The organism is Amycolatopsis sp. NPDC058278 (assembly GCF_042881395.1).
Classification (GTDB): domain Bacteria; phylum Actinomycetota; class Actinomycetes; order Mycobacteriales; family Pseudonocardiaceae; genus Amycolatopsis.
In genome coordinates this window covers 1-17,799 of sequence record NZ_JBHVXZ010000086.1, presented here as the reverse complement: position 1 = coordinate 17,799, position 17,799 = coordinate 1, and the positions used below count along the sequence as shown (strand labels likewise).

At 72.3% G+C, this 17,799-nt stretch carries 20 protein-coding genes; 10 read left to right on the top strand and 10 right to left on the bottom strand.

Annotation, left to right across the window (positions count from 1 at the left end):
- Window positions 1-17: 17 nt before the first annotated feature.
- From ACFVYA_RS34210 to ACFVYA_RS34200, 3 genes are read right to left on the bottom strand one after another with little or no spacing between them, the layout of a single operon-like run.
- Window positions 18-998 carry a hypothetical protein gene (locus ACFVYA_RS34210; RefSeq protein ID WP_387050926.1) on the bottom strand — a complete coding sequence of 327 codons (981 nt, stop codon included), beginning with the start codon at window positions 996-998 and terminating at the stop codon, window positions 18-20.
- Window positions 995-2,248 carry an MFS transporter gene (locus ACFVYA_RS34205; RefSeq protein WP_387050925.1) on the bottom strand — a complete coding sequence of 418 codons (1,254 nt, stop codon included), beginning with the start codon at window positions 2,246-2,248 and terminating at the stop codon, window positions 995-997. The genes ACFVYA_RS34210 and ACFVYA_RS34205 overlap by 4 nt, the downstream gene beginning before the upstream one ends.
- Before the next feature lie 4 nt (window positions 2,249-2,252).
- A complete protein-coding gene (locus ACFVYA_RS34200; RefSeq protein WP_285993179.1) occupies window positions 2,253-3,128 on the bottom strand; it encodes an alkaline phosphatase family protein in 876 nt (291 codons plus the stop codon).
- A 222-nt stretch (window positions 3,129-3,350) separates the two neighbouring features.
- Between ACFVYA_RS34200 and ACFVYA_RS34195 the strand changes: the two genes are divergently transcribed.
- The 7 genes from ACFVYA_RS34195 to ACFVYA_RS34165 are packed head-to-tail and all read left to right on the top strand — an operon-like array spanning window position 3,351 to window position 7,787.
- Window positions 3,351-3,602, top strand: coding sequence for a hypothetical protein (locus ACFVYA_RS34195; protein WP_387050923.1), 252 nt, complete (start codon window positions 3,351-3,353; stop codon window positions 3,600-3,602).
- Complete coding sequence (locus ACFVYA_RS34190; RefSeq protein ID WP_387050921.1) at window positions 3,599-4,651, top strand: FAD:protein FMN transferase; 1,053 nt, start codon at window positions 3,599-3,601, stop codon at window positions 4,649-4,651. Before ACFVYA_RS34195 ends, ACFVYA_RS34190 begins: the two co-directional genes overlap by 4 nt.
- On the top strand, window positions 4,648-5,199 hold the full coding sequence (locus ACFVYA_RS34185) for a ferric reductase-like transmembrane domain-containing protein (protein WP_387050919.1): 552 nt from the start codon (window positions 4,648-4,650) through the stop codon (window positions 5,197-5,199). The genes ACFVYA_RS34190 and ACFVYA_RS34185 overlap by 4 nt, the downstream gene beginning before the upstream one ends.
- Window positions 5,196-6,326, top strand: a complete 1,131-nt coding sequence (locus ACFVYA_RS34180; protein WP_387050918.1) for an NADH-ubiquinone oxidoreductase-F iron-sulfur binding region domain-containing protein — start codon at window positions 5,196-5,198, stop codon at window positions 6,324-6,326. Before ACFVYA_RS34185 ends, ACFVYA_RS34180 begins: the two co-directional genes overlap by 4 nt.
- Complete coding sequence (locus ACFVYA_RS34175; RefSeq protein WP_387050916.1) at window positions 6,323-6,550, top strand: ferredoxin; 228 nt, start codon at window positions 6,323-6,325, stop codon at window positions 6,548-6,550. The genes ACFVYA_RS34180 and ACFVYA_RS34175 overlap by 4 nt, the downstream gene beginning before the upstream one ends.
- Window positions 6,551-6,561: 11 nt before the next feature.
- Entirely contained in the window at window positions 6,562-7,305 is a 744-nt protein-coding gene (locus tag ACFVYA_RS34170) for an NAD-dependent deacetylase (protein WP_387050914.1), read from the top strand.
- Window positions 7,302-7,787 (top strand): GNAT family N-acetyltransferase, encoded by a 486-nt coding sequence (locus tag ACFVYA_RS34165; protein ID WP_387050913.1) that lies wholly within the window; start codon window positions 7,302-7,304, stop codon window positions 7,785-7,787. Before ACFVYA_RS34170 ends, ACFVYA_RS34165 begins: the two co-directional genes overlap by 4 nt.
- A gap of 187 nt (window positions 7,788-7,974) precedes the next feature.
- Here ACFVYA_RS34165 and ACFVYA_RS34160 read toward each other — a convergent pair whose 3' ends face one another.
- The 3 genes from ACFVYA_RS34160 to ACFVYA_RS34150 all read right to left on the bottom strand — a co-directional run bounded on the left by ACFVYA_RS34160 (window position 7,975) and on the right by ACFVYA_RS34150 (window position 11,125).
- Complete coding sequence (locus ACFVYA_RS34160) at window positions 7,975-8,259, bottom strand: hypothetical protein (protein WP_285993170.1); 285 nt, start codon at window positions 8,257-8,259, stop codon at window positions 7,975-7,977.
- A gap of 235 nt (window positions 8,260-8,494) precedes the next feature.
- Window positions 8,495-10,111, bottom strand: coding sequence for a protein kinase (locus tag ACFVYA_RS34155; protein WP_387050911.1), 1,617 nt, complete (start codon window positions 10,109-10,111; stop codon window positions 8,495-8,497).
- 48 nt (window positions 10,112-10,159) lie between these two features.
- Entirely contained in the window at window positions 10,160-11,125 is a 966-nt protein-coding gene (locus tag ACFVYA_RS34150; RefSeq protein ID WP_387050909.1) for an SDR family NAD(P)-dependent oxidoreductase, read from the bottom strand.
- A gap of 104 nt (window positions 11,126-11,229) precedes the next feature.
- Here ACFVYA_RS34150 and ACFVYA_RS34145 point away from each other — a divergent pair, with 104 nt between their 5' ends.
- From ACFVYA_RS34145 to ACFVYA_RS34135, 3 genes are all read left to right on the top strand, one after another.
- On the top strand, window positions 11,230-11,772 hold the full coding sequence (locus ACFVYA_RS34145) for a DUF6069 family protein (RefSeq protein WP_387050907.1): 543 nt from the start codon (window positions 11,230-11,232) through the stop codon (window positions 11,770-11,772).
- Window positions 11,769-12,194: a nitroreductase/quinone reductase family protein gene (locus ACFVYA_RS34140; RefSeq protein ID WP_387050906.1), complete on the top strand. Its 426-nt coding sequence runs from the start codon at window positions 11,769-11,771 to the stop codon at window positions 12,192-12,194. The genes ACFVYA_RS34145 and ACFVYA_RS34140 overlap by 4 nt, the downstream gene beginning before the upstream one ends.
- An 85-nt stretch (window positions 12,195-12,279) precedes the next feature.
- On the top strand, window positions 12,280-12,702 hold the full coding sequence (locus ACFVYA_RS34135) for a hypothetical protein (RefSeq protein ID WP_387050904.1): 423 nt from the start codon (window positions 12,280-12,282) through the stop codon (window positions 12,700-12,702).
- A gap of 7 nt (window positions 12,703-12,709) precedes the next feature.
- Here the strand turns inward: ACFVYA_RS34135 and ACFVYA_RS34130 are convergent, their stop codons facing one another.
- From ACFVYA_RS34130 to ACFVYA_RS34115, 4 genes are all read right to left on the bottom strand, one after another.
- Window positions 12,710-13,513, bottom strand: a complete 804-nt coding sequence (locus tag ACFVYA_RS34130; RefSeq protein WP_387050902.1) for an ABC transporter permease — start codon at window positions 13,511-13,513, stop codon at window positions 12,710-12,712.
- Window positions 13,510-14,487: an ATP-binding cassette domain-containing protein gene (locus ACFVYA_RS34125; protein WP_285993164.1), complete on the bottom strand. Its 978-nt coding sequence runs from the start codon at window positions 14,485-14,487 to the stop codon at window positions 13,510-13,512. The genes ACFVYA_RS34130 and ACFVYA_RS34125 overlap by 4 nt, the downstream gene beginning before the upstream one ends.
- Window positions 14,488-14,566: 79 nt before the next feature.
- Window positions 14,567-15,076, bottom strand: a complete 510-nt coding sequence (locus ACFVYA_RS34120) for an OsmC family protein (RefSeq protein WP_285993163.1) — start codon at window positions 15,074-15,076, stop codon at window positions 14,567-14,569.
- 75 nt (window positions 15,077-15,151) lie between these two features.
- On the bottom strand, window positions 15,152-17,428 hold the full coding sequence (locus tag ACFVYA_RS34115) for a M4 family metallopeptidase (RefSeq protein ID WP_387050900.1): 2,277 nt from the start codon (window positions 17,426-17,428) through the stop codon (window positions 15,152-15,154).
- Window positions 17,429-17,799: the final 371 nt, after the last annotated feature.

The following is a 17,799-nucleotide window of genomic DNA, read 5'->3' as shown; positions in this document are numbered from 1 at the left end:
CGGCCGGTTGCCGGCGGTCACGAACCCAGGGCCGCCGGGGACTCGGCGTCCGGGATCAGCAGCCGGGAGGCGCCGGAGCCGTCGGCCGGGACCGACCAGACGTCCGCGTGGCCCGGGCCGCGGGGCACGCCGTAGCCGATCGTGTGGTCGTCGAGCCAGGCGGGCTGGTCGTCGACGCTGCGGGTCTCGGCCATCGGCGTCACCCGCAAGCCCGCCAGGTCGAGCACCGACAACCGCCACCCGCGAGCCGGGTCGCCGTCCACCGCCGCCTTGAACGCCACCCGCGTGCCGTCCGGGGACAGCGACGGGCACTCGACGTTCTCGCGCAGCGTGCGGATCGTGTGCGCGGCGAAGTCGCCCGCGACCAGGTAGCGGTGGCCGGCCGTCGACATCGTCGCGGAGAAGTGGCGGTCGTCGCCGGTGAACGTCACGCCCCAGAAGTTGAGGTCGGCGGCCTGGTACGGCCTCCCGTCGAGCGTCACCGCGTAGTCCTCCAGCGTGCCCGCGAGGTCGCCGGTCGCCGTGTCGAGGATGCCGGCGCGGGTGGAGAACATGCCGCCGTTGTACGAATCGCCGGTGACGAAGACCGTCCACGCGAGCATCCGGCCGCTCGCCGACACCCGCGCCCGGTTCGGCAGCCCGACCAGCGGGATCTCCCGCCGCACCGCCAGCCCCCGGTCGAGCACCGCCAGCTGGTAGGTGGTCAGGTCGCCGTCCTGGCGCAGGCAGAGCCCGGTGCCGCCGGCGGCGTACACCCGCGCGCACGACAGCGGCGACACCGTCCGCGGACCGCCGGGGTCGGTAGCGGACACCGTGGCGACGTGCCCGCGGTCGGCGTCACCGGTGCTGCGGAACAGCAGCCGCGGGCCCGGGTCGAGGCTGACGACGCCGGTCGCGGTGACGTCGTGGCTGCGCGCGCCGGCGAACCCGACGTACGCGACCGCCGCCCCGGCGAGCACGAGCACGCCGATGACCGCGACGAGGATCCGGGTTTTCACGCCGTCACCTTCCGCGGGGAAAGCACCACGAACGTGACGGCGATCGCGACCACGGCCCCGCCGGCGGCGACCGCGATCGCGAGGTCCGCGCCCCAGAACTGCCACGCCAGTCCGAACAGGACGGACGAGGTGAAGTAGGCGAGCGCCTGCGTGGTCTGGACGAGCGAAATCCCCGTGGTGCGCAACGACTCCGGCAGCAGCGGGCCGGCGAGCGCCATCAGGACGCCGTCGGTCGCCGCGTAGAACGCGCCGTACAACACCAGGGCTCCGGCGATCAGCGGCCAGCCGGACACCGGCCCGGCCAGCAGCAGGTAGACCAGCGCCAGCGCGCCGTAGCCGCCGAGCACCACCGGCAGCCGCCCGACCCGGTCGGCGAGCACGCCCAGCGGCGCGGCGAGCAGCAGGTAGCTGAGGTTCGTGCCCACCGCGAGCAGCGGGAACCAGCCGGTGGCGATGTCCTCCTCGTGCTGCAGCAGCAGGTAGACGAACCCGTCGCCGACCGTGGCCAGCCCGAGCACGCCCGCGGCCACCAGCAGCCGCCGCACGCCGCTGCCGCGCAGCAACGCGGCCGCCGCTCGCGGCGAGACCGGCGTCCCGGCCGCTTTCGGCGTCCGCCGGTCGCGGACGAACAGCACCAGCAGCAGCACCCCGATCGCGGCGATGCAGAAACTGACGACGAACACGGCGTCGAACGCTCCGGGGTCGGTGGCCCCGACGGCGGCCAGCACGGCCAGCGCGACCAGCGGCCCGGCGAACGCGCCCACGCTGTCCATCGCGCGGTGCACGCCGAAGGCCCGCCCGAGCAGCGGTTCGGGTGCCGACAGCGTGATCAGCGCGTCCCGGGGCGCCGTCCGCAGGCCCTTGCCGGTGCGGTCGAGCGTGATCACCGCGCCGATCGCGGCCGCCGACGCCCCGGCGGCGAGCAGCCCGAGCTTCGCCACCGCGGACAGCGCGTAGCCGACGCCGGCGACGACCTTGCGCCGCCGGACCCGGTCGGCGACGTACCCGCCGACGATCCGCAGCAACGCCGTCGCGCCGGTGTACAGGCCGTCGAACACCCCGTACGCGGCGGGGCTCAGGTGCAGCCCGAGGACCAGGTACACCGGCAGGACCGCGGTGACCATCTCCGAGGAGACGTCGGTGACGAGGCTGACGGCACCCAGCGCGAAGACGTTCGCGCCGACCGCCGAGAGCTTGCGCCGGGACACCGTCCCAGCATGCTCCCGGCGACCGATGGTGGACAGGTACACGCGGTTACTGCCAGACGTCGAGGATCGGCGACTTGCTCGCGGCGTTGCCGATGCCGGGCAGGCCGTAGGCCGCCTCGATGGTGCGCAGGACGGTGTAGTGGCTGATCGACTCGCTGTAGCTGCCGACCTTGACGTTTGCGCCGGTGAACGTCGTGAAGATCTGGTTGACCGAGGTGCCGCTGTCCTCGTCGAAGGTGGTGATCAGCAGGCTGTTGTGGGTCTTGGCCCACTGGGCGTAGGCGTCGAGGTTCTTCTTCAGCCAGGTGTCGCCGGTGCCGACGCCGCAGTCGTGCATGTCGTTGCACATATCGGGCGTGACGAACGAAACGGTCGGCAGCTGGGTGAAGTCGGCCGGGAAGGCCGAGAACCGGACGTTGCTCGCGGCGGGGACGTTCGAGAAGTCCACCCAGCTGTTGTGCTTGCGCCGGTAGGTGCCGCTGGAGCAGCCGGTGTAGCCGTCCGAGGGCATGGCTTCGGAGAAGCCCTTGAAGGTCTTGCCCGCGTCGATCAGCTGGCGGCCGAGGTTGGCCTTCGCGCCGAGGTTGGCCGGGCAGCTGTCGTCGGTGACGCCCTGCGTCGCGCCGGAGAAGAGGGCGACGTAGTTCGGCTGGCTGGGGTGGGTGATCGCGAAGGAGTTCGTGAACTTCGCGCTCTGCGAGGCGAGGGTGTTGAAGTAGGGCGCGCTGGAACTGCCGTTGATCGAGGAGTACTTCTTGTTCTCGAACATCACGAGGACGATGTGGTCGAACGCCGGCACGGCCGCGGCCGTCGGCCGGACGGCGGCGGACTCGTCCGTTCCGGTGACGACGGCCGCCGTGGCGGCGCCGGCGGTGACCAGGGTGGCCGCGGCGAACGCGGCGAAGATCCGCTTGCGGATCATGGGTCCTCCAGCACTGAGGGGGTGGGCGCCTCATGGTGCCCACGGCAGGGGACCGGTTCGTGAGGTGCTGTGGTCCGGTTCGTGAACACCAGGAAACCTCCGGCAGACAACGGAAAGAGTGGGTGAATGGCTTTCCGGTGTCAACCTCCTTTGGTGGGGGCGTCAGGGCTTTGACAGGTCGTTCCCAGCTCGTTCAAAGGAACGGCGCCGACACTCGGTGCCATGGAACCCACCACCCCGGCCGGACCCGCCCGCCGCGAGCAGGGACGCCGCAAGGCCGCACTGGCGACGGCGGCCGCCGCGGTACTGGGCGCGGCCGCGGTCGGCGCCATCGGCTTCGGCCTGTCGGTGGCCTCGGCCGACACGACGCAGAACTCCACGACCACGACTGATCCGCAGGACCAGCTCCAGGCGCCGGACAGCGGCCTGAGCAGCGGCTCCGGCCACGCCCACACCGGCTCGGGGGCGTCGTGACCACGGCCTTCCCGGCGCTGGGCACGACGGCGGAGCTGCTGGTGACCGACCCCGCCCGGCTCGGGGCGGCGGTCGCGGTGCTCCGGGAGGAACTGGCGGCCATCGACGCGGCGTGCAGCCGGTTCCGGCCGGATTCGGAGATCTCGCGGCTGCACGAGGCGGCCGGGCGTGAGGTCCGGGTGGGACCGCTGCTCGCGGAGGCAGTGGGGGTGGCGTTGCGTGCGGCCCGCTTGACGGAGGGCCTGGTCGACCCGACGGTGGGGGCCGCGGTGCGCGCGCTGGGGTACGACCGCGATTTCGCTTTCGTCGCCGGTGATCGGTACACGGAGGAACTCGGCGGTGCCGATGATCGGGACAGCGCGACGGGTCTCGGCTGGGTGCCCGCTGATGCCGCTGCCCGGTACCCGGCTGGTTCCGGGGCGGCCGGGCTCGGCCGTGCGCCCGCCGATGCCGCTGACCGGTACCCCGCCACCGTCCCCGCGCCCGGCTGGCACCGGATCCTCTTCGACCCCGTCCGGCGGCTCGTCGTCGTCCCCCGGGGTGTCCACCTCGACCTCGGCGCGACCGCCAAGGCCCTCGCCGCCGATCGGGCCGCCCGGCGGATCCACGCCACCGTCGGCTGCGGCACCGTCGTGAACCTCGGCGGCGATCTGCGCGCCGCCGGGCCGCCTCCGACCGGCGGCTGGCTGGTCGCGCTCGGCGATGATCACGCCGACGCCGTCACCCGGCCGGACGCCACCGTCGCCCTCCACCGTGACGGCGCGCTGGCCACCTCCGGGACCACCCGGCGACGCTGGCGCCACGGCGGCCGGACCGTGCACCACATCGTCGATCCGCGCACCGGCGACGTTCCCGAAGCGCGGTGGCGCACCGTCACCGTCGCCGCCAAGTCCACAGTGGACGCCAACACCGCGAGCACCGCGGCGATCGTCCTCGGCGCCGGCGCACCCGCCTGGCTCGAGCAACGACACCTCCCGGCGCGGCTGGCCGGCGTCGACGGCGACGTCGTCACGACACCAGGCTGGCCCGGAGAGCGAGCGGCGGCATGAGCTCCGCGGTGTGGTACTTCAGCCGCGCGACCGGGCTCGTTTCGCTGGCGCTGTTCACCGGCGTCGTCGTCCTCGGCGCGCTCGGCGCCGGCCGGTTCGCCACGCGCGGGTGGCCGCGGTTCACCGTTGCCGCCGTGCACCGGAACCTCGCGCTGACCAGCCTCGCGTTCCTCGCCGCGCACATCGCGTCGGCGATCCTCGACGGCTACGTCCCGCTCGGCTGGCTCGACGTCGTCGTCCCGTTCGGCGCCGGTTACCAGCCGCTGTGGGTCGGGCTCGGCGCCGTCGCGATCGACCTGGTGCTCGCGATCGTCGTCACCAGTCTCGTGCGCACCCGCCTGCCGGCGCGGGCGTGGCGCGCCGTGCACTGGCTGGCCTACCTGTGCTGGCCGGTCGCGCTGGTGCACGGCTTCGGCATGGCCGAGGACGACGCCGCGTACGGCTGGATCGCCGCCCTCGACGCGCTGTGCGTGCTGGCGGTGCTCGGTTCCGCCGGCTACCGCGCGGCCCGCGTCCGCAAGTTCGCTGCCCTGGGAGGCACCCGATGAGCATCCTGCCCCCGCACCGGCTCGACCTGGCCGGCCACCGGCGCCGCAACGGCGTCGTGCCGTGGGTCGCCTACCACGGTGACGACGGCCGCGACCGGCTGATCGAAGCCGTCGAGGCGGCGGACCTGCGCGGCCGCGGCGGCGCGGGCTTCCCGACGGCGGTGAAGCTGCGCGCGGCCCGGTCGAAACGCTCGATCGTCGTCGCGAACGGGTGTGAAGGCGATCCGCTGAGCCGAAAGGACGTTGCCCTGCTGACGCTTTCGCCACACCTCGTGCTCGACGGCCTGCAGCTGGCCGCGCACGCCATCGGTGCCGCCGAAGCCGTCCTCTGCGTGCACGCGGGCAGCCCGGCGCTGCCGGGTGTCGCCGCCGCCCTCGCCGAGCGCGAAGACCGGGTGCCGGTGCGAGTCGCGGAGGTTCCACGCCGCTACGTCGCCAGCGAGGAGACCGCGCTCGTCCGGTACCTGACGTCGGGGGACGCGCGGCCGCTCGGCAAACGGCCGCGGCCCGCCGAACGCGGCGTGCGCGGGCGCCCGACGCTCGTGTCCAATGTGGAGACACTGGCGCAGCTGGCGTCGGTGGTGCTCCTGGGGCCGCACCACTACCGCGCGTCCCGGACCGAACTCGTCACCGTCACCGGTGCGGTCCGGCGGCCCGGCGTCGTCGAAGTGACCGCCGGGACGTCCCTGGCCGGCGTGCTGGCCGCGGCCGGCGGCGAAGCGGAGCCGGTGCAGGCGGTGCTCACCGGCGGTTACGGCGGAACGTGGACGGCCGAGCTCGATGGTGGTGTAACGGGTATTGCGGCGGTCCACGCCTTGCCGGTGCGTGCGTGCGGGCTCGAGTACACGGCGAAGGTGCTGGCGTTCCTGGCGGCCGAGTCGGCCCGGCAGTGCGGGCCGTGCACGTTCGGGTTGCCGTCGATCGCGGCCGACTTCGCGGAGCTGATCCGCGGCGGCCCGTCGGCGCCCCGGCTGGCCCGCCGCCTCCCGCTGCTCACCGGCCGGGGCGCGTGCGCCCACCCGGACGGCGCGGCCCGCCTCGCCGCGAGCGCGCTGCGGGTGTTCGACGCCGACGTCCGCGCCCACCAGGCCGGCGGCCGGTGCCGGGTCCCGGCGGGTGTCGCATGAAGGTGACGGTCGACCCGATCAGGTGTCGTGCGCACGGGCTGTGCGCGGATCTGCTGCCGGAACTGGTGCGGCTCGACGAGTGGGGCTATCCGGTGGTCGCTCCGGGCCCGGTGCCGGCGGGACTGGCGGCGGAGGCGCGTGGCGCGGCCGCGGCGTGCCCGGCGTTGGCGTTGCGGCTGCGGAAGGACGGTAATCCGGTCGTGCCGCCGCGGCGAAGCCATTAGCCTTCGCCACCATGGACGGCAAGCTCATCGACCGGATCCGCGGCGCCCGGCGGATCGCCGCGCTGACCGGCGCGGGCATCTCCACCGCGTCCGGGATTCCCGACTACCGGGGCCCCGAAGGCGTCTGGACGCGCACGCCGAGCGCCGTGAACGCCTTCACGCTCGAGAACTTCATGACCGACGCCGGCGTGCGCCGGGAATTCTGGCGCACGTACGCGGGGCACGCTGCCTGGCGCGCCGAACCGAACGCGGCCCACCGCGCGCTGGCGGAACTCGACAGCGCGGGGGCCGCCGTCCGGGTGCTCACCCAGAACGTCGACGGGCTGCACCAGCGGGCCGGCCTCGCCGCCCGCAAGGTCCTCGAACTGCACGGCAGCATGCACACCACGCGGTGCACCGGGTGCGCGGCCGGCTTCCCGACCGTCGAGATCCTCGCGGCGGGCGACGACGACCCGTTGTGCCCGCACTGCGGTGGGATTCTCAAGCTCGACATCGTCCTTTTCGGACAGATGCTGGACGGTGACGTCCTCGGTCAGGCGAGGACCATCGCGGCGGCGAGCGGGCTCTTCCTGGCCATCGGCAGTTCGCTGCAGGTGGAGCCGGCGGCGTCGTTGTGCATGGTCGCCGTGCAGGCCAGAGCGACGCTGGTCGTCGTCAACCGCGACCCGACGCCCTACGACGACGATGCCGATTTCGTGCTGCGGGAGGACATCGAGGCCGTCGTGCCGGAACTCTGCGCCGCGGTGACCCGGTGATCCGCGAAGCCCGTGAGGAGGACTGGCCCGCGATCTGGCCGATCATCCACGACGTCGTCACCGAGCAGCGGACGTTCCCCTACGACCCGGCGATGACCGAGCAGGACGCCCGGCGGATGTGGCTGCGCGATCCGCCGGCCCGGGTGGTCGTCGCGCTGGACGGCGACCGGGTGACGGGCACGGCGAACATGTACGCCAACCGGCCGGGGCCCGGCAGCCACGTCGCTTCCGGCAGCTTGATGGTCGCGAAGGAGGCACGCGGCGCGGGCGTCGGACGGGCCTTGACGACGGACCTGATCGGCTGGGCCCGGCGGAGCGGGTTCGCGGCGATCCAGTTCAACGCGGTCGTCGACGTGAACGTGGCCGCGATCGGCCTGTACGAGAGCCTGGGGTTCGTGACGCTCGGAACGGCCCCGGGAGCGTTCCGCCACCCGGCCGAGGGCGACGTCGGGCTGCGCATCATGTGGCTGGACCTGCGGTGACCCGCCCGCCGAACCGCCAGGTGCGCACCTCGATGGCGGCGTACCCACCGGCCTGGTAGGTGGGCTCGTCGAAGGCGAATGCGCGGGCCGCGGCCAGTGGAAGCAGAAGAAGTCCATGGACCGCACATCAGCCTTCCGCCGTCGCCCGGCCGGCCGGCCGGGGAATGATCGAATGGCGCGCTTTCGTTCAACGCCGGTCCGATCCGGTCAGTTCTTCGGCGAAGATGGTGTCGATCTTCCGGGCCGCCGTGCGCAATTTCGCGACGCTCGCGACGAGCAGCGCGAATGCGGCCGCCGGCACCACGAGCAGCACGGGCGGCCACCCGAAGCCGGCGACGGCGACGGCGCAGACCAGTGCGGAGATCAGGAAGACTGCCCGGCCGGCGACCCGCGGCCACGCGGGACGGGGCTTGGCGTGCCGGCCGCGCGGGGTGCGGAAAACCGGCCGCGCGAGGGCAGCGTTGACACTCATCGAAACCTCCGGAAACATCGTCGAGCCGGCGGGAGGGGATTCCCGGCGGCAGCGCCCGGCGCGGTGCGAAGCGCAGCTGGCACGTGGTGTGTGTCGGCTCGGACGCAGCTCCGGTTACCTGTCGTTATTGGTTCGAGTCCCAATTCGGGAAATGTAATTACCGTGCGTTCCGGATGGTATTCCGCACTAGGGCCGTTGGACCCGGTTTCGCGTGCCGGAGGTCCCGGGCCGCCGCTCAGGAGTCGTGGCCGGGGCCCTTGCCTTTGCCCTTGCCGGGGTTCTCGGGTTTCTCGGGCTTGCCCTGCTTCGGGGGCTGGACGACGGTCGCCGGGGTCTCGTGGGTGACGGCGGCGGGCTCGAGGGACGCCGCCCCGCTGGTGGCCGGACCCCGGCCGCCGGCGTCGGAGTGCGGCGCGGGGGTTCCGGATTCGGCGAGCGGGGTGGACGAAGGCGTGGCGGTGGCGACGGGAGTGTGCGCGGCCGGTGGCTGGGCGGGGGAGCTGGTCCCGTCTTGCTGCTCGACCAGCAGCAACGCGGACACGGCGGCAACGGCGGCGGCGGTCAGCCCGGCCGCGGCGGTCAGCCGGCGGCGTTTCGGGCTGTCGGCCGGGGGCGCGGTGGTGGCCGTGACGGCGTGGAACTGGGTCGGCGCCTCGGCGGCGGCCCGGTCGTGGCCGGTCGAGGGGCTGCGGTGGGCGGGCGCCGGGTCGGCGAGCGCCGGGTCGGCGGCCGGTAGGCCGTAGCCCGCCGAGCCGGAAGCCGCGAGCGCCGCGTCGGCGGCCGGACTCGCGCCGGTCGCGGCCCGGCCGAGGCCACCCGGGGCCGGGGCGGAACCCGCATCCTGGCGTGCCGGGCGGCGACGCCACCGCGGGCTGCGCTCCACCCGGCTCCACGGCAGCGTCGGCGGCGGGGCGTGCAACATGTCCAGGACCTTCGCGGCCGTCGGCCGGTCGGCGGGCTCGCGCTGCGTCATCCGGCGCAACGTGTACGCCAGCGCCGCCGGTGCGTCCTCCGGGATCCGCGGCGGTCTCGTCAGCCGGGCCATGGCCGCCTCGACCATCGTGCCCGGGTACTCCCGTTGTCCCGTCAGGCATTCCAGCAGGATCAAGCCCAGCGCGTACACGTCCGCCGGCGGGCCCGCCGGCTCGCCCGACACCTGCTCCGGCGCCAGGTACGCCGCCGTCCCCGGGATCAGGCCCGTGCCCGTGATGTGGGTGGTGTCGAGGGCGTGGGCGATGCCGAAGTCGCCGATCAGGGGACCGTCCGCGGACAGGAACACGTTGGCCGGCTTCAGGTCGCGGTGCACGATCCGCCGCGCGTGGACGTGGGCCAGTGCCTCGGCGAGCCCGTCGGCCAGCGCCGTCACGTCCGCCGCCGGCATCGGGCCGCTCAGCAGGCGCTCCGCGAGGTTCTCGCCCTCGACGAGCTGCATCACCAGGTACGTCCGGCCGTTCTCGTCGCCGCTGTCCAGCAGCGCCACCACGCCCGGGTGGCTGATGCTGCCCTGGATCGTCATCTCGCGCAGCCGGCGCCGCTGGTCGAGCGCCACCGCGTCCCGGTCGTAGATCTTGACGGCGACCTCGCGGGTCAGCCGGACGTCGTAGGCCCGGTAGACGCGGGCCGTGGCGCCGCTGCCGATCAGCCTGCCGACCTCGTAGCGCCCGCCCAGCAGCCCCGGCGGCCGCTCGTCGTCCAGGGGGCTGCGCGGGGTGATGGTGAATTCACCGAGGGCGTAACGGCCACAGGTGACCCCCGCCCCGTCGCTCGTCGGCGGGTGCCCCGTTCTCCCGGCTTCGTCGGCCACGGGCGGCAGGTACCCCGGTCCCGTGACCGGCAAACGTCGGAAGATCACGAACAAAGTATCGTCCGGGGCCCCGCCGACGTGACAATCAGGGCGCGATCATCGCTGCGCGAACGCGTCCACGCCGGTGAGCTGGGCCGACAGCGTCCACAGGCGCGCGGCCTGCTCGCGGTCGACGGCGTACCGGCGGACCCCGGACTCGGCGAGGCCTTCGGCGCCGTCGGGCGCGAGCTCGGCGACGTCGCAGTCCTCCAGGTACAGCCCGCCGAGCCCGGCCAGCTGCGGCGAGGTCGCCGCCCAGACCGTGGTCGCGGCGCCCTGCTCGGGAGTCTTGAACCGCACCAGGTAGTTGCCGGCCTCGTCGATCCAGCCGCGTTCGATCATCTCCGCCCGCGGCAGGTGCCGCTGCAGCGGCGTCATGATGCCGCCGGGGTGCAGCGCGAACGCGTGGACATCCTTCTCGGCGCCCAGCTGGTCGAGCTGGACGGCGAAGAGCACGTTGGCCGTCTTGGCCTGCCCGTAGGCCTGCCACTTCTCGTAGCCGGTCTCGAAGTGGACGTCGTCCCACCGGATCGGCGAGTAGTGGTGACCGCGCGAGGACAGCGAAACCACGCGGGCGCCCTCGGCGACCGCCGGCCACAGCCGGTTGACCAACGCGAAGTGGCCGAGGTGGTTGGTGGCGAACTGGGCTTCCCAGCCCGGCCCGATGCGGGTCTCGGGGCAGGCCATGACGCCGGCGTTGGCGATGAGGAGGTCGATCCGCCGTCCGGTCGCCAGGAAGCGCCCGGCGAAGGCGCGGACGCTCTCCAGGTCGCCCAGGTCCAGCTCGTCGACCTCGGCGCCGTCGATGCCGGCGAGCGCTTCCTCGGCGGTCTCCCGGCGGCGGGCCGGGACGACGACGTGGGCGCCGGCGCCGGTCAGCGCGCGGGTGGTTTCGAGGCCGATCCCGGAGTACCCGCCGGTGACGACGGCGAGCTTCCCGGTGAGGTCCACGCCTGCGACGGCTTCGGCGGCCGTGGTGGTGGCGCCGAAGCCCGAACCGATCTTGTGCTGTGCGGTGGTCATGGATCCGACGCTACGAGCTGGAGTGCACTCCAGCGCAAATCGCGGCCGGGGCCGAAACGGGGGACAATCGGGGTGAGAGGCGCAGCCGACCCAGGAAGGCTCTGATGTCCGACTACTACGGGAACCAGCCCCAGGACGTCCGCCCGGGGATCGACGCGCGCCGCCTGTGGGCGGGCGGCGTGGCGACGGCGGTGGTCGCGGCCCTGCTCGCGGTCGTCGGGCTGCTGATCGCACGCGGGATCTTCGAGGTCGAAGTGCTCGCCCCAAAAGGCGAGGGCGTCTGGGGCAACGCGAGCACCACGACGTACGCACTGGTCGCCGCCGCGGTGGCCCTGCTCGCCACCGGGCTGATGCACCTGCTGAGCGTGGCGACGCCGGCGCCGTCCCAGTTCTTCGGCTGGATCATGGTGCTGGTGACGTTGATCGCGGTGGTGCTGCCGCTGACCCTGACGGTGGCGCCGAGCGCGAAGATCGCCACGGCGGTGATCAACCTGGTGATCGGCCTGGTCATCGCCGCGGTGGTGAACAGCATGGCGGCCAGCGCCCGCACCCTGCACCGGCGTCGCAGCCAGCAGAGCGCGGCACCCCCGCCGACCCGACAGCAGTGGACCCAGCAGGACCCGCCGACCCGGTACTACGACCGGTGACCGTCGTGGACGTCCGGGAGACCAACCGCCGGGTGATCGAGCAGTTTCGCGCGGGCGGCGAGGTCGAGGGCATGCACCGCGAGCGCCTGGCGCTGCTGACCACGACGGGCCGGCTTTCCGGCGAGCCCCGGACGGTCCCGATGATGGTGCACCGCGACGGCTCCCGGTGGCTGGTGGTGGCGTCCAACATCGGCGCGCCCCGTCACCCGGACTGGTACCTGAACCTCGAGGCCGACTCCCGGGTGCGGGTCGAGGTGGACGGCCGATCGTTCGACGCGGAGGCACTGCCCCTGCTGGGGGCGGATTACGTGCGGACGTGGACGGAGCTGGAGAAGCACTACCCGTTCCTCGCGGACCACCAGGCGAAGGCCCGGCAGGCCAGGCGGGTGATCCCGATCGTGGAGCTGTCCGAAGAGGACTGACTACGAACGTACAGCGGAGCAGAACCTTGCCCGGCGACGTGTTCTCGGCAAAAGACGAGTTCTTCTCGCCCGAGCCGCGCGGGCGTTGGACGCCGCGGCCGCGCGGATCGACTTGGCTTTCACACAGCATCCGATCGCCTCGATCCTGCGCGCCTGCAGCGGCCGGATCCATGCGTTCCTCGCGGGAACGAAGGCCCTGGCCCGGGCGTGCCCAGACGAGATGACCGCGATGCTCAAGGATGTGGTCGCCGTCCTGGCCGGTCCGGCCGATCCCCGTCTCCCGGCGGCCGTGGCGCAGGCAGTCGGGGCTTTCGACCAGGACGGCGTCCCAGTGCAGCACGCGGCTCCGAAACGGCACTGGATTTCGCTCGCCGCCCGAACTGCCGACGCCGTCGACCGGTATTCCCGGCTCGCGGCCTCCCTCTGGCTCCTGTGCTACTTCGCGGTCGCGATCACGCTCCTCCTGCTCGGCAGCCTCAGCCTGACCAAGCTCCCGCTGCAGAAGTAGCCGCGGCCTACTTGCTCGCCACCCGGCGGTAGCGCGCCGTCGCCAGTGGGGCGAAGATCGCGATGATCGCCAGACAGCACAAGATCGCGTACAGCGCCGCGTGCTCCGCCGGCCAGCCCGTCGGCGGGGCGCCGAAGCGGTTGCCGAACAAGTCGCGAGTCGCGTTGATCACCGCCGTGAACGGGTTCCAGTCCGCGATCGCCTTCAGGAACGCCGGGAGCGTGTCCGTCGGGACGAACGCCGACGAAATGAAGCTCAGCGGGAACATCCAGATCAGGCCCGCGCTCTGCGCCACCTCCACGCTGCGCGCCGCCAGGCCGATCAGGGCGCCGACCCAGGACAGGGCCCACGCGAACATCAGCATCACCAGGTAGCCGAGCAGCGCGTCCCAGAAGCTGCCGCGGATGCGCCAGCCGACCAGCAGCCCGCACGCCGACATCACGATCAGCGCCACCACGCTGACCACCAGGTCCGACGTCGTGCGGCCGAGGACCACCGCGATGCGGGACATCGGCAGCGAGCGGAACCGGTCGATGATGCCCTTCTGCAGGTCGTTGGCGAAGCCGATGACCGTGAACGCCGAGTTGAACGCCACCGTCTGGGCGAAGATCCCGGCGATCAGGAACTCGCGGTACGCCGCGCCGCCCGCTTCGCCGCCGATCGCGTTGCCGAAGACGTAGGCGAACAGCAGCACGAACATGATCGGCTGCAGCGTCGCCGCCATCAGCCAGTCGGGGTTGCGGCGGACGTTCATCAGGTTGCGCCACGTGACGATGCCGCCGTCGGAAATGCCCTTCGCGAGCGCATTCACTTCGAGACCCCCTCGGTCGACGAGGCGCCGTGGCCGGTCAGGGACAGGAAGACGTCGTCCAGCGTCGGGCGGTGCAGGCCGACGTCCTGGACCGTGATGCCGTGGGAATCGAGCCGCCGCAAGGCCTCGATCAGCGCCTTCGGCCCGGTGTCGACCAGGATTTCGGCCCGCCGCGTGTGGTCGTCGCCGGACGGCTCGCCGGTGCCCACCTCGCGCAGGACCTCCAGGGTGGCCGGCAGGTCCGCGGCCGAGGCGACGACCAGCTCCAGGCGTTCGCCGCCGATCTGGGCCTTCAGCTCGTCCGCCGTACCTCGCGCTATCACCCGGCCGTGGTCGATCACCACGATCGAGTCGGCGAGCTGGTCGGCTTCTTCGAGGTACTGCGTGGTCAGCAGCACGGTCGTGCCGTCGGCGACGAGCTCCTTGATGACCTGCCAGGTGTCGAGCCGCCCGCCCGGGTCGAGGCCGGTGGTTGGCTCGTCCAGCACGACGACGGTCGGCTCGGCGACCAGCGCGCCGGCCAGGTCGAGACGCCGCCGCATCCCGCCGGAGTAGCCCTTCGCCGGCCGGTCGGCGGCCTCCTCGAGCCGGAACCGCGTGAGCAGCTCCCGGGCGCGCGAGCGGGCCGCGGCCTTCTTCCGGCCGTAGAGCCGCCCGACCATGTACAGGTTCTCGAACCCGGTGAGGTTCTCGTCGACGGCGGCGTACTGACCGGACAGCCCGATCCGCTGCCGCACCTCGTCCGGCTCGGCCAGCACGTCGTACCCGGCCACGTGCGCCGACCCGGAGTCCGGGCGCAGCAGCGTGGTCAGGATGCGCACGGTGGTGGTCTTCCCGGCGCCGTTCGGGCCGAGCAGGCCGAGCACCTGCCCGGCCGGGATGTCGAGGTCGACGCCGTCGAGCGCGCGCGTCGTCCCGTAGGTCTTCACGAGCCCGCGTACCCGGACGGCTGGGTCCGGTCCCGGCTGTGGCATGGCGGCTCCCCCTTCAGGTGACCCCGACAAGCTAGGCCACGCTGCCCGGTTTGTCCTCCGGGTTTCTCCCTGAGCCGGCTCAGTTCGCCGAAAGCGTGACGGCGAACTCCGGGGGCGTCCGCAGCGACTGGAACACGACGCAGTAGCGCTCGGTCAGCTTCTTGAGCGTCGCCAGCTGGTCCTCGCTCGCGTCGGTGTCGAGGTCGAACGACAGCCGGATGGCGCGGAAGCCCACCGGGGCGTCCTTCGCCACGGCGAGGGTGCCGCGGAAGTCGAGGTCGCCCTCGGCCCGGACGCGCCCGCCCCGGACGGTCAGGCCCAGCGACGTCGCGACGGCCCGCAGTGTCACGCCCGCGCACGCGACGAGCGCTTCGAGCAGCATGTCGCCCGAACAGGCGAGGGTGCCGTCGCCGCCGGTGGCCGGGTGCAGCCCGGCTTCGACGACCGCGCGTCCCGTTTCGACCTTGCACGAGATGCCGAGGCCGTCGAGTTCGGCGTCGGCGTGCAGCGTGACGAGCGCGCTCTCCGGATCTTCGCGGTACTTGTCCTTCAGCGGCGCCTGGGTCGCTCGCAGCTCTTCGGTGTCCATCCGCCGATTCTGCTCCGGAAAAACGCGAAGCGGGGAGGCCGGTTCACCCGGCCTCCCCGCGTCAGTGATTCAGCGTCAGCTCAGGGTGACGGCCACGTCGTCGATGACGAACGAGGTCTGCAGCGAGCTGTCTTCGGTGCCGGTGAACTTCAGCGCGAGGGTGCCGCCGGCCGCCGACGAGACGTCGATGGTCTTGAGCGCGTACCCGGACGCCTTGTTCAGGTTGGAGTAGCTGCCCAGCGTCGTGCTGCCGTTGGCCACGGTCAGCTTGTCGTAGGCGGTGGAGGTGGTCGTCTCCGCGGTGTCGATGTGCAGGTAGAACGTCAGGCTGGCGTGGCAGCCCGCCGGGATGCTCACCGACTGCGCGATCGACTCGGTGGTGGTGGAGCCGTAGCCGTCGAGCCAGGACGAGTAGGTGCCGCCGTGCGCGGCCTGGCCCTGCGAACCCCACTGGCCGATGGAGCCGGTGGTACCGGTCCAGCTGCCGCTGCCCGACTCGAAGCCGCCGTTGACGATCTTCTGGCCGGAGCAGCCGCCGGTGGTGCCGACGGTCCAGGTGAACGACGCCGAGCCGGTCTTGTTGGCCGCGTCCTTCGCCGTCACCGTGACGTTCGAGGTCCCCGCGGTGGTCGCGGTGCCCGAGATCGTGCCGGTGGAGGCGTTGATCGACAGGCCGGCCGGCAGGCCGGTGGCCGACCAGGTGTAGGGCGCGGTGCCGCCGGAAGCCGACAGCGGCAGGTTCACCGAACCACCGGTCGTGGTGGACTGGTTGCCCGGGTTGGACACGGTGACCGTGCCGGTCGCCGAGCACGTCGGGTCGGCCGACTGCGCCGGCACGCTGATCGCGTCCCACGCCGCCTTGACGGTGTTGAACTCGGTGCAGCTGCCCGGGAACAGGTTCTTCGCCGCGGTCAGCGTCCAGGTGCGGTACTTCAGGTACGAGCTGCTGGAGGTCTTGAGCAGCATCGCGTTGTAGAAGATCTTCACCGCGGTCTGCACGCCGAGGCCGGTGACGGTGGAGCTGTTGCACGTGCTGCTGGTCGGCTGCCCGTTGGTCGGGTTCGTGCCCTCGGCCAGCAGGTAGAACCAGTGGTTGCCGGGGCCGGCGGCCGCGTGCACCTCACCGTTGGGAACGCTGCTGTCGTAGCAGTTCTTGTCGCCCAGCGCCGACGGGTTGTACATGTTGCGGATCGGGCCGGAACCGACCAGGTTCACCTGCTCGCCGACGAGGAAGTCCGGCTGGTCGTAGGGAGCGGGCTCGTTCGCGAACCACTCGGTCGAGGCGCCGAAGACGTCCGCGACGAACTCCTGGGTACCCGCACCCGAGATGCCACCCGGGGTGTGGTCGTCGATGCCGTGGCCGTGCTCGTGCGCCACGACGTCGATCGAGCCGATCCAGCCGCCGGCGGTGTTCTTGCCGATCTGGACCTGGGTGCCGTCGTAGTAGGCGTTCTGGTCGTTCAGGCCGACGCGGATCGGCCAGCCGCCGCCGTTGCCGTCGAAACCGTTGCGCCCCAGCCACTGCGAGAGCATCTTGTTCTCGGTCTGGGCCGCGTACAGCGCGTCGACGCAGCCGGTTTCGCGGTTGCTGGCGGTGCCGTTGCCCCAGAGGTCGTCCGGTCCGCTGAAGGTCGTGTTGTTGGCCGCGTCCTGGCAGGACGTGTTGGTGATGGCGGGGTCCTTCAGCGAGTACGTGCTGCCCGAGTGCGTGGTGTCGAGGTGCACGGGGTTCGGCCCGTTCCACGCGCTGGTGCCGTCACCGTTGAGGACGTGCTCCTGGGTCTTGAGGACCTTCCCGGTGGCGGCGTCGACGATGACGTCGAGCCGGCTCGGCCCTTCGGCGTCGCGGCCGACGACGGTGCTCTTCCACGCCAGCGTCGGGGCGCCGAGCGCGAAGACGACCTGCTGTGCCGGGCTCACGCTGTCCACCGCGGACAGCTGCTGCCGCGCGGTCGCCTCGGCCGCGGCCTTCGAGACCTTCGCGGTGGTGTCGGCGAGGTTGATCGTCTGGTCCTGGGCGACGGAGGTGCCGAGCACCTGGCCGGTCGAGTCGGTCGCCACCACGAAGTCACCGCCCACCACGGGCAGGCCCTTGTAGCTGCGCTCGTAGGGGATGTACTTCAGGCCGTTGGTCGCGGAAATCGCCTTCTGGGCCAGGAAAACGTCGTCCGCGCTCGCGTGCAGCGCGGCGGGCCGGCTCGCCACGAGCCCGGCCGCCGCCGACACGGCCAGGGTCTGGGCGTCCGGCACGGCGTTCGGGGTGGCGGGCTGGGCCTGGGCGGCGGTGGTCGTGCACACCGCGGCGATCAGGGCGCCGCTCGCGGCCAAGACGAATGGACGTCTCAGGTGCATCGGGGGATCTCCTCCGGGCAGGGCGAACCGGCCCGGGGTCGAGCCGGGCCGAGAACGGGGACGACGGGGAAAAATGGTGCGGCTTAGCGGAAATCAGCATCCGGTGTGAAAGCCCCGTGAACAAGCGACGAACGTACGGTCTTATCGGCAAGTAGCAATACGTCCCAAATAGGACATTCAGCGCTATTGGGATCGGAGGTGTTGTGTCTGTCCATTGAGGACTTACGGTGGATCACCGCCGTTCGGACGATCTTCACTGCGTCCGAGACGACGAAGGGCCCGCTACCCGGGGTCGGGGGAGGGGGCCGTACGGGGGGGGGTGTAAGGCCGGGATGTACCGCTTCTGGCGCATCCACACCGCGCGCCCCAAA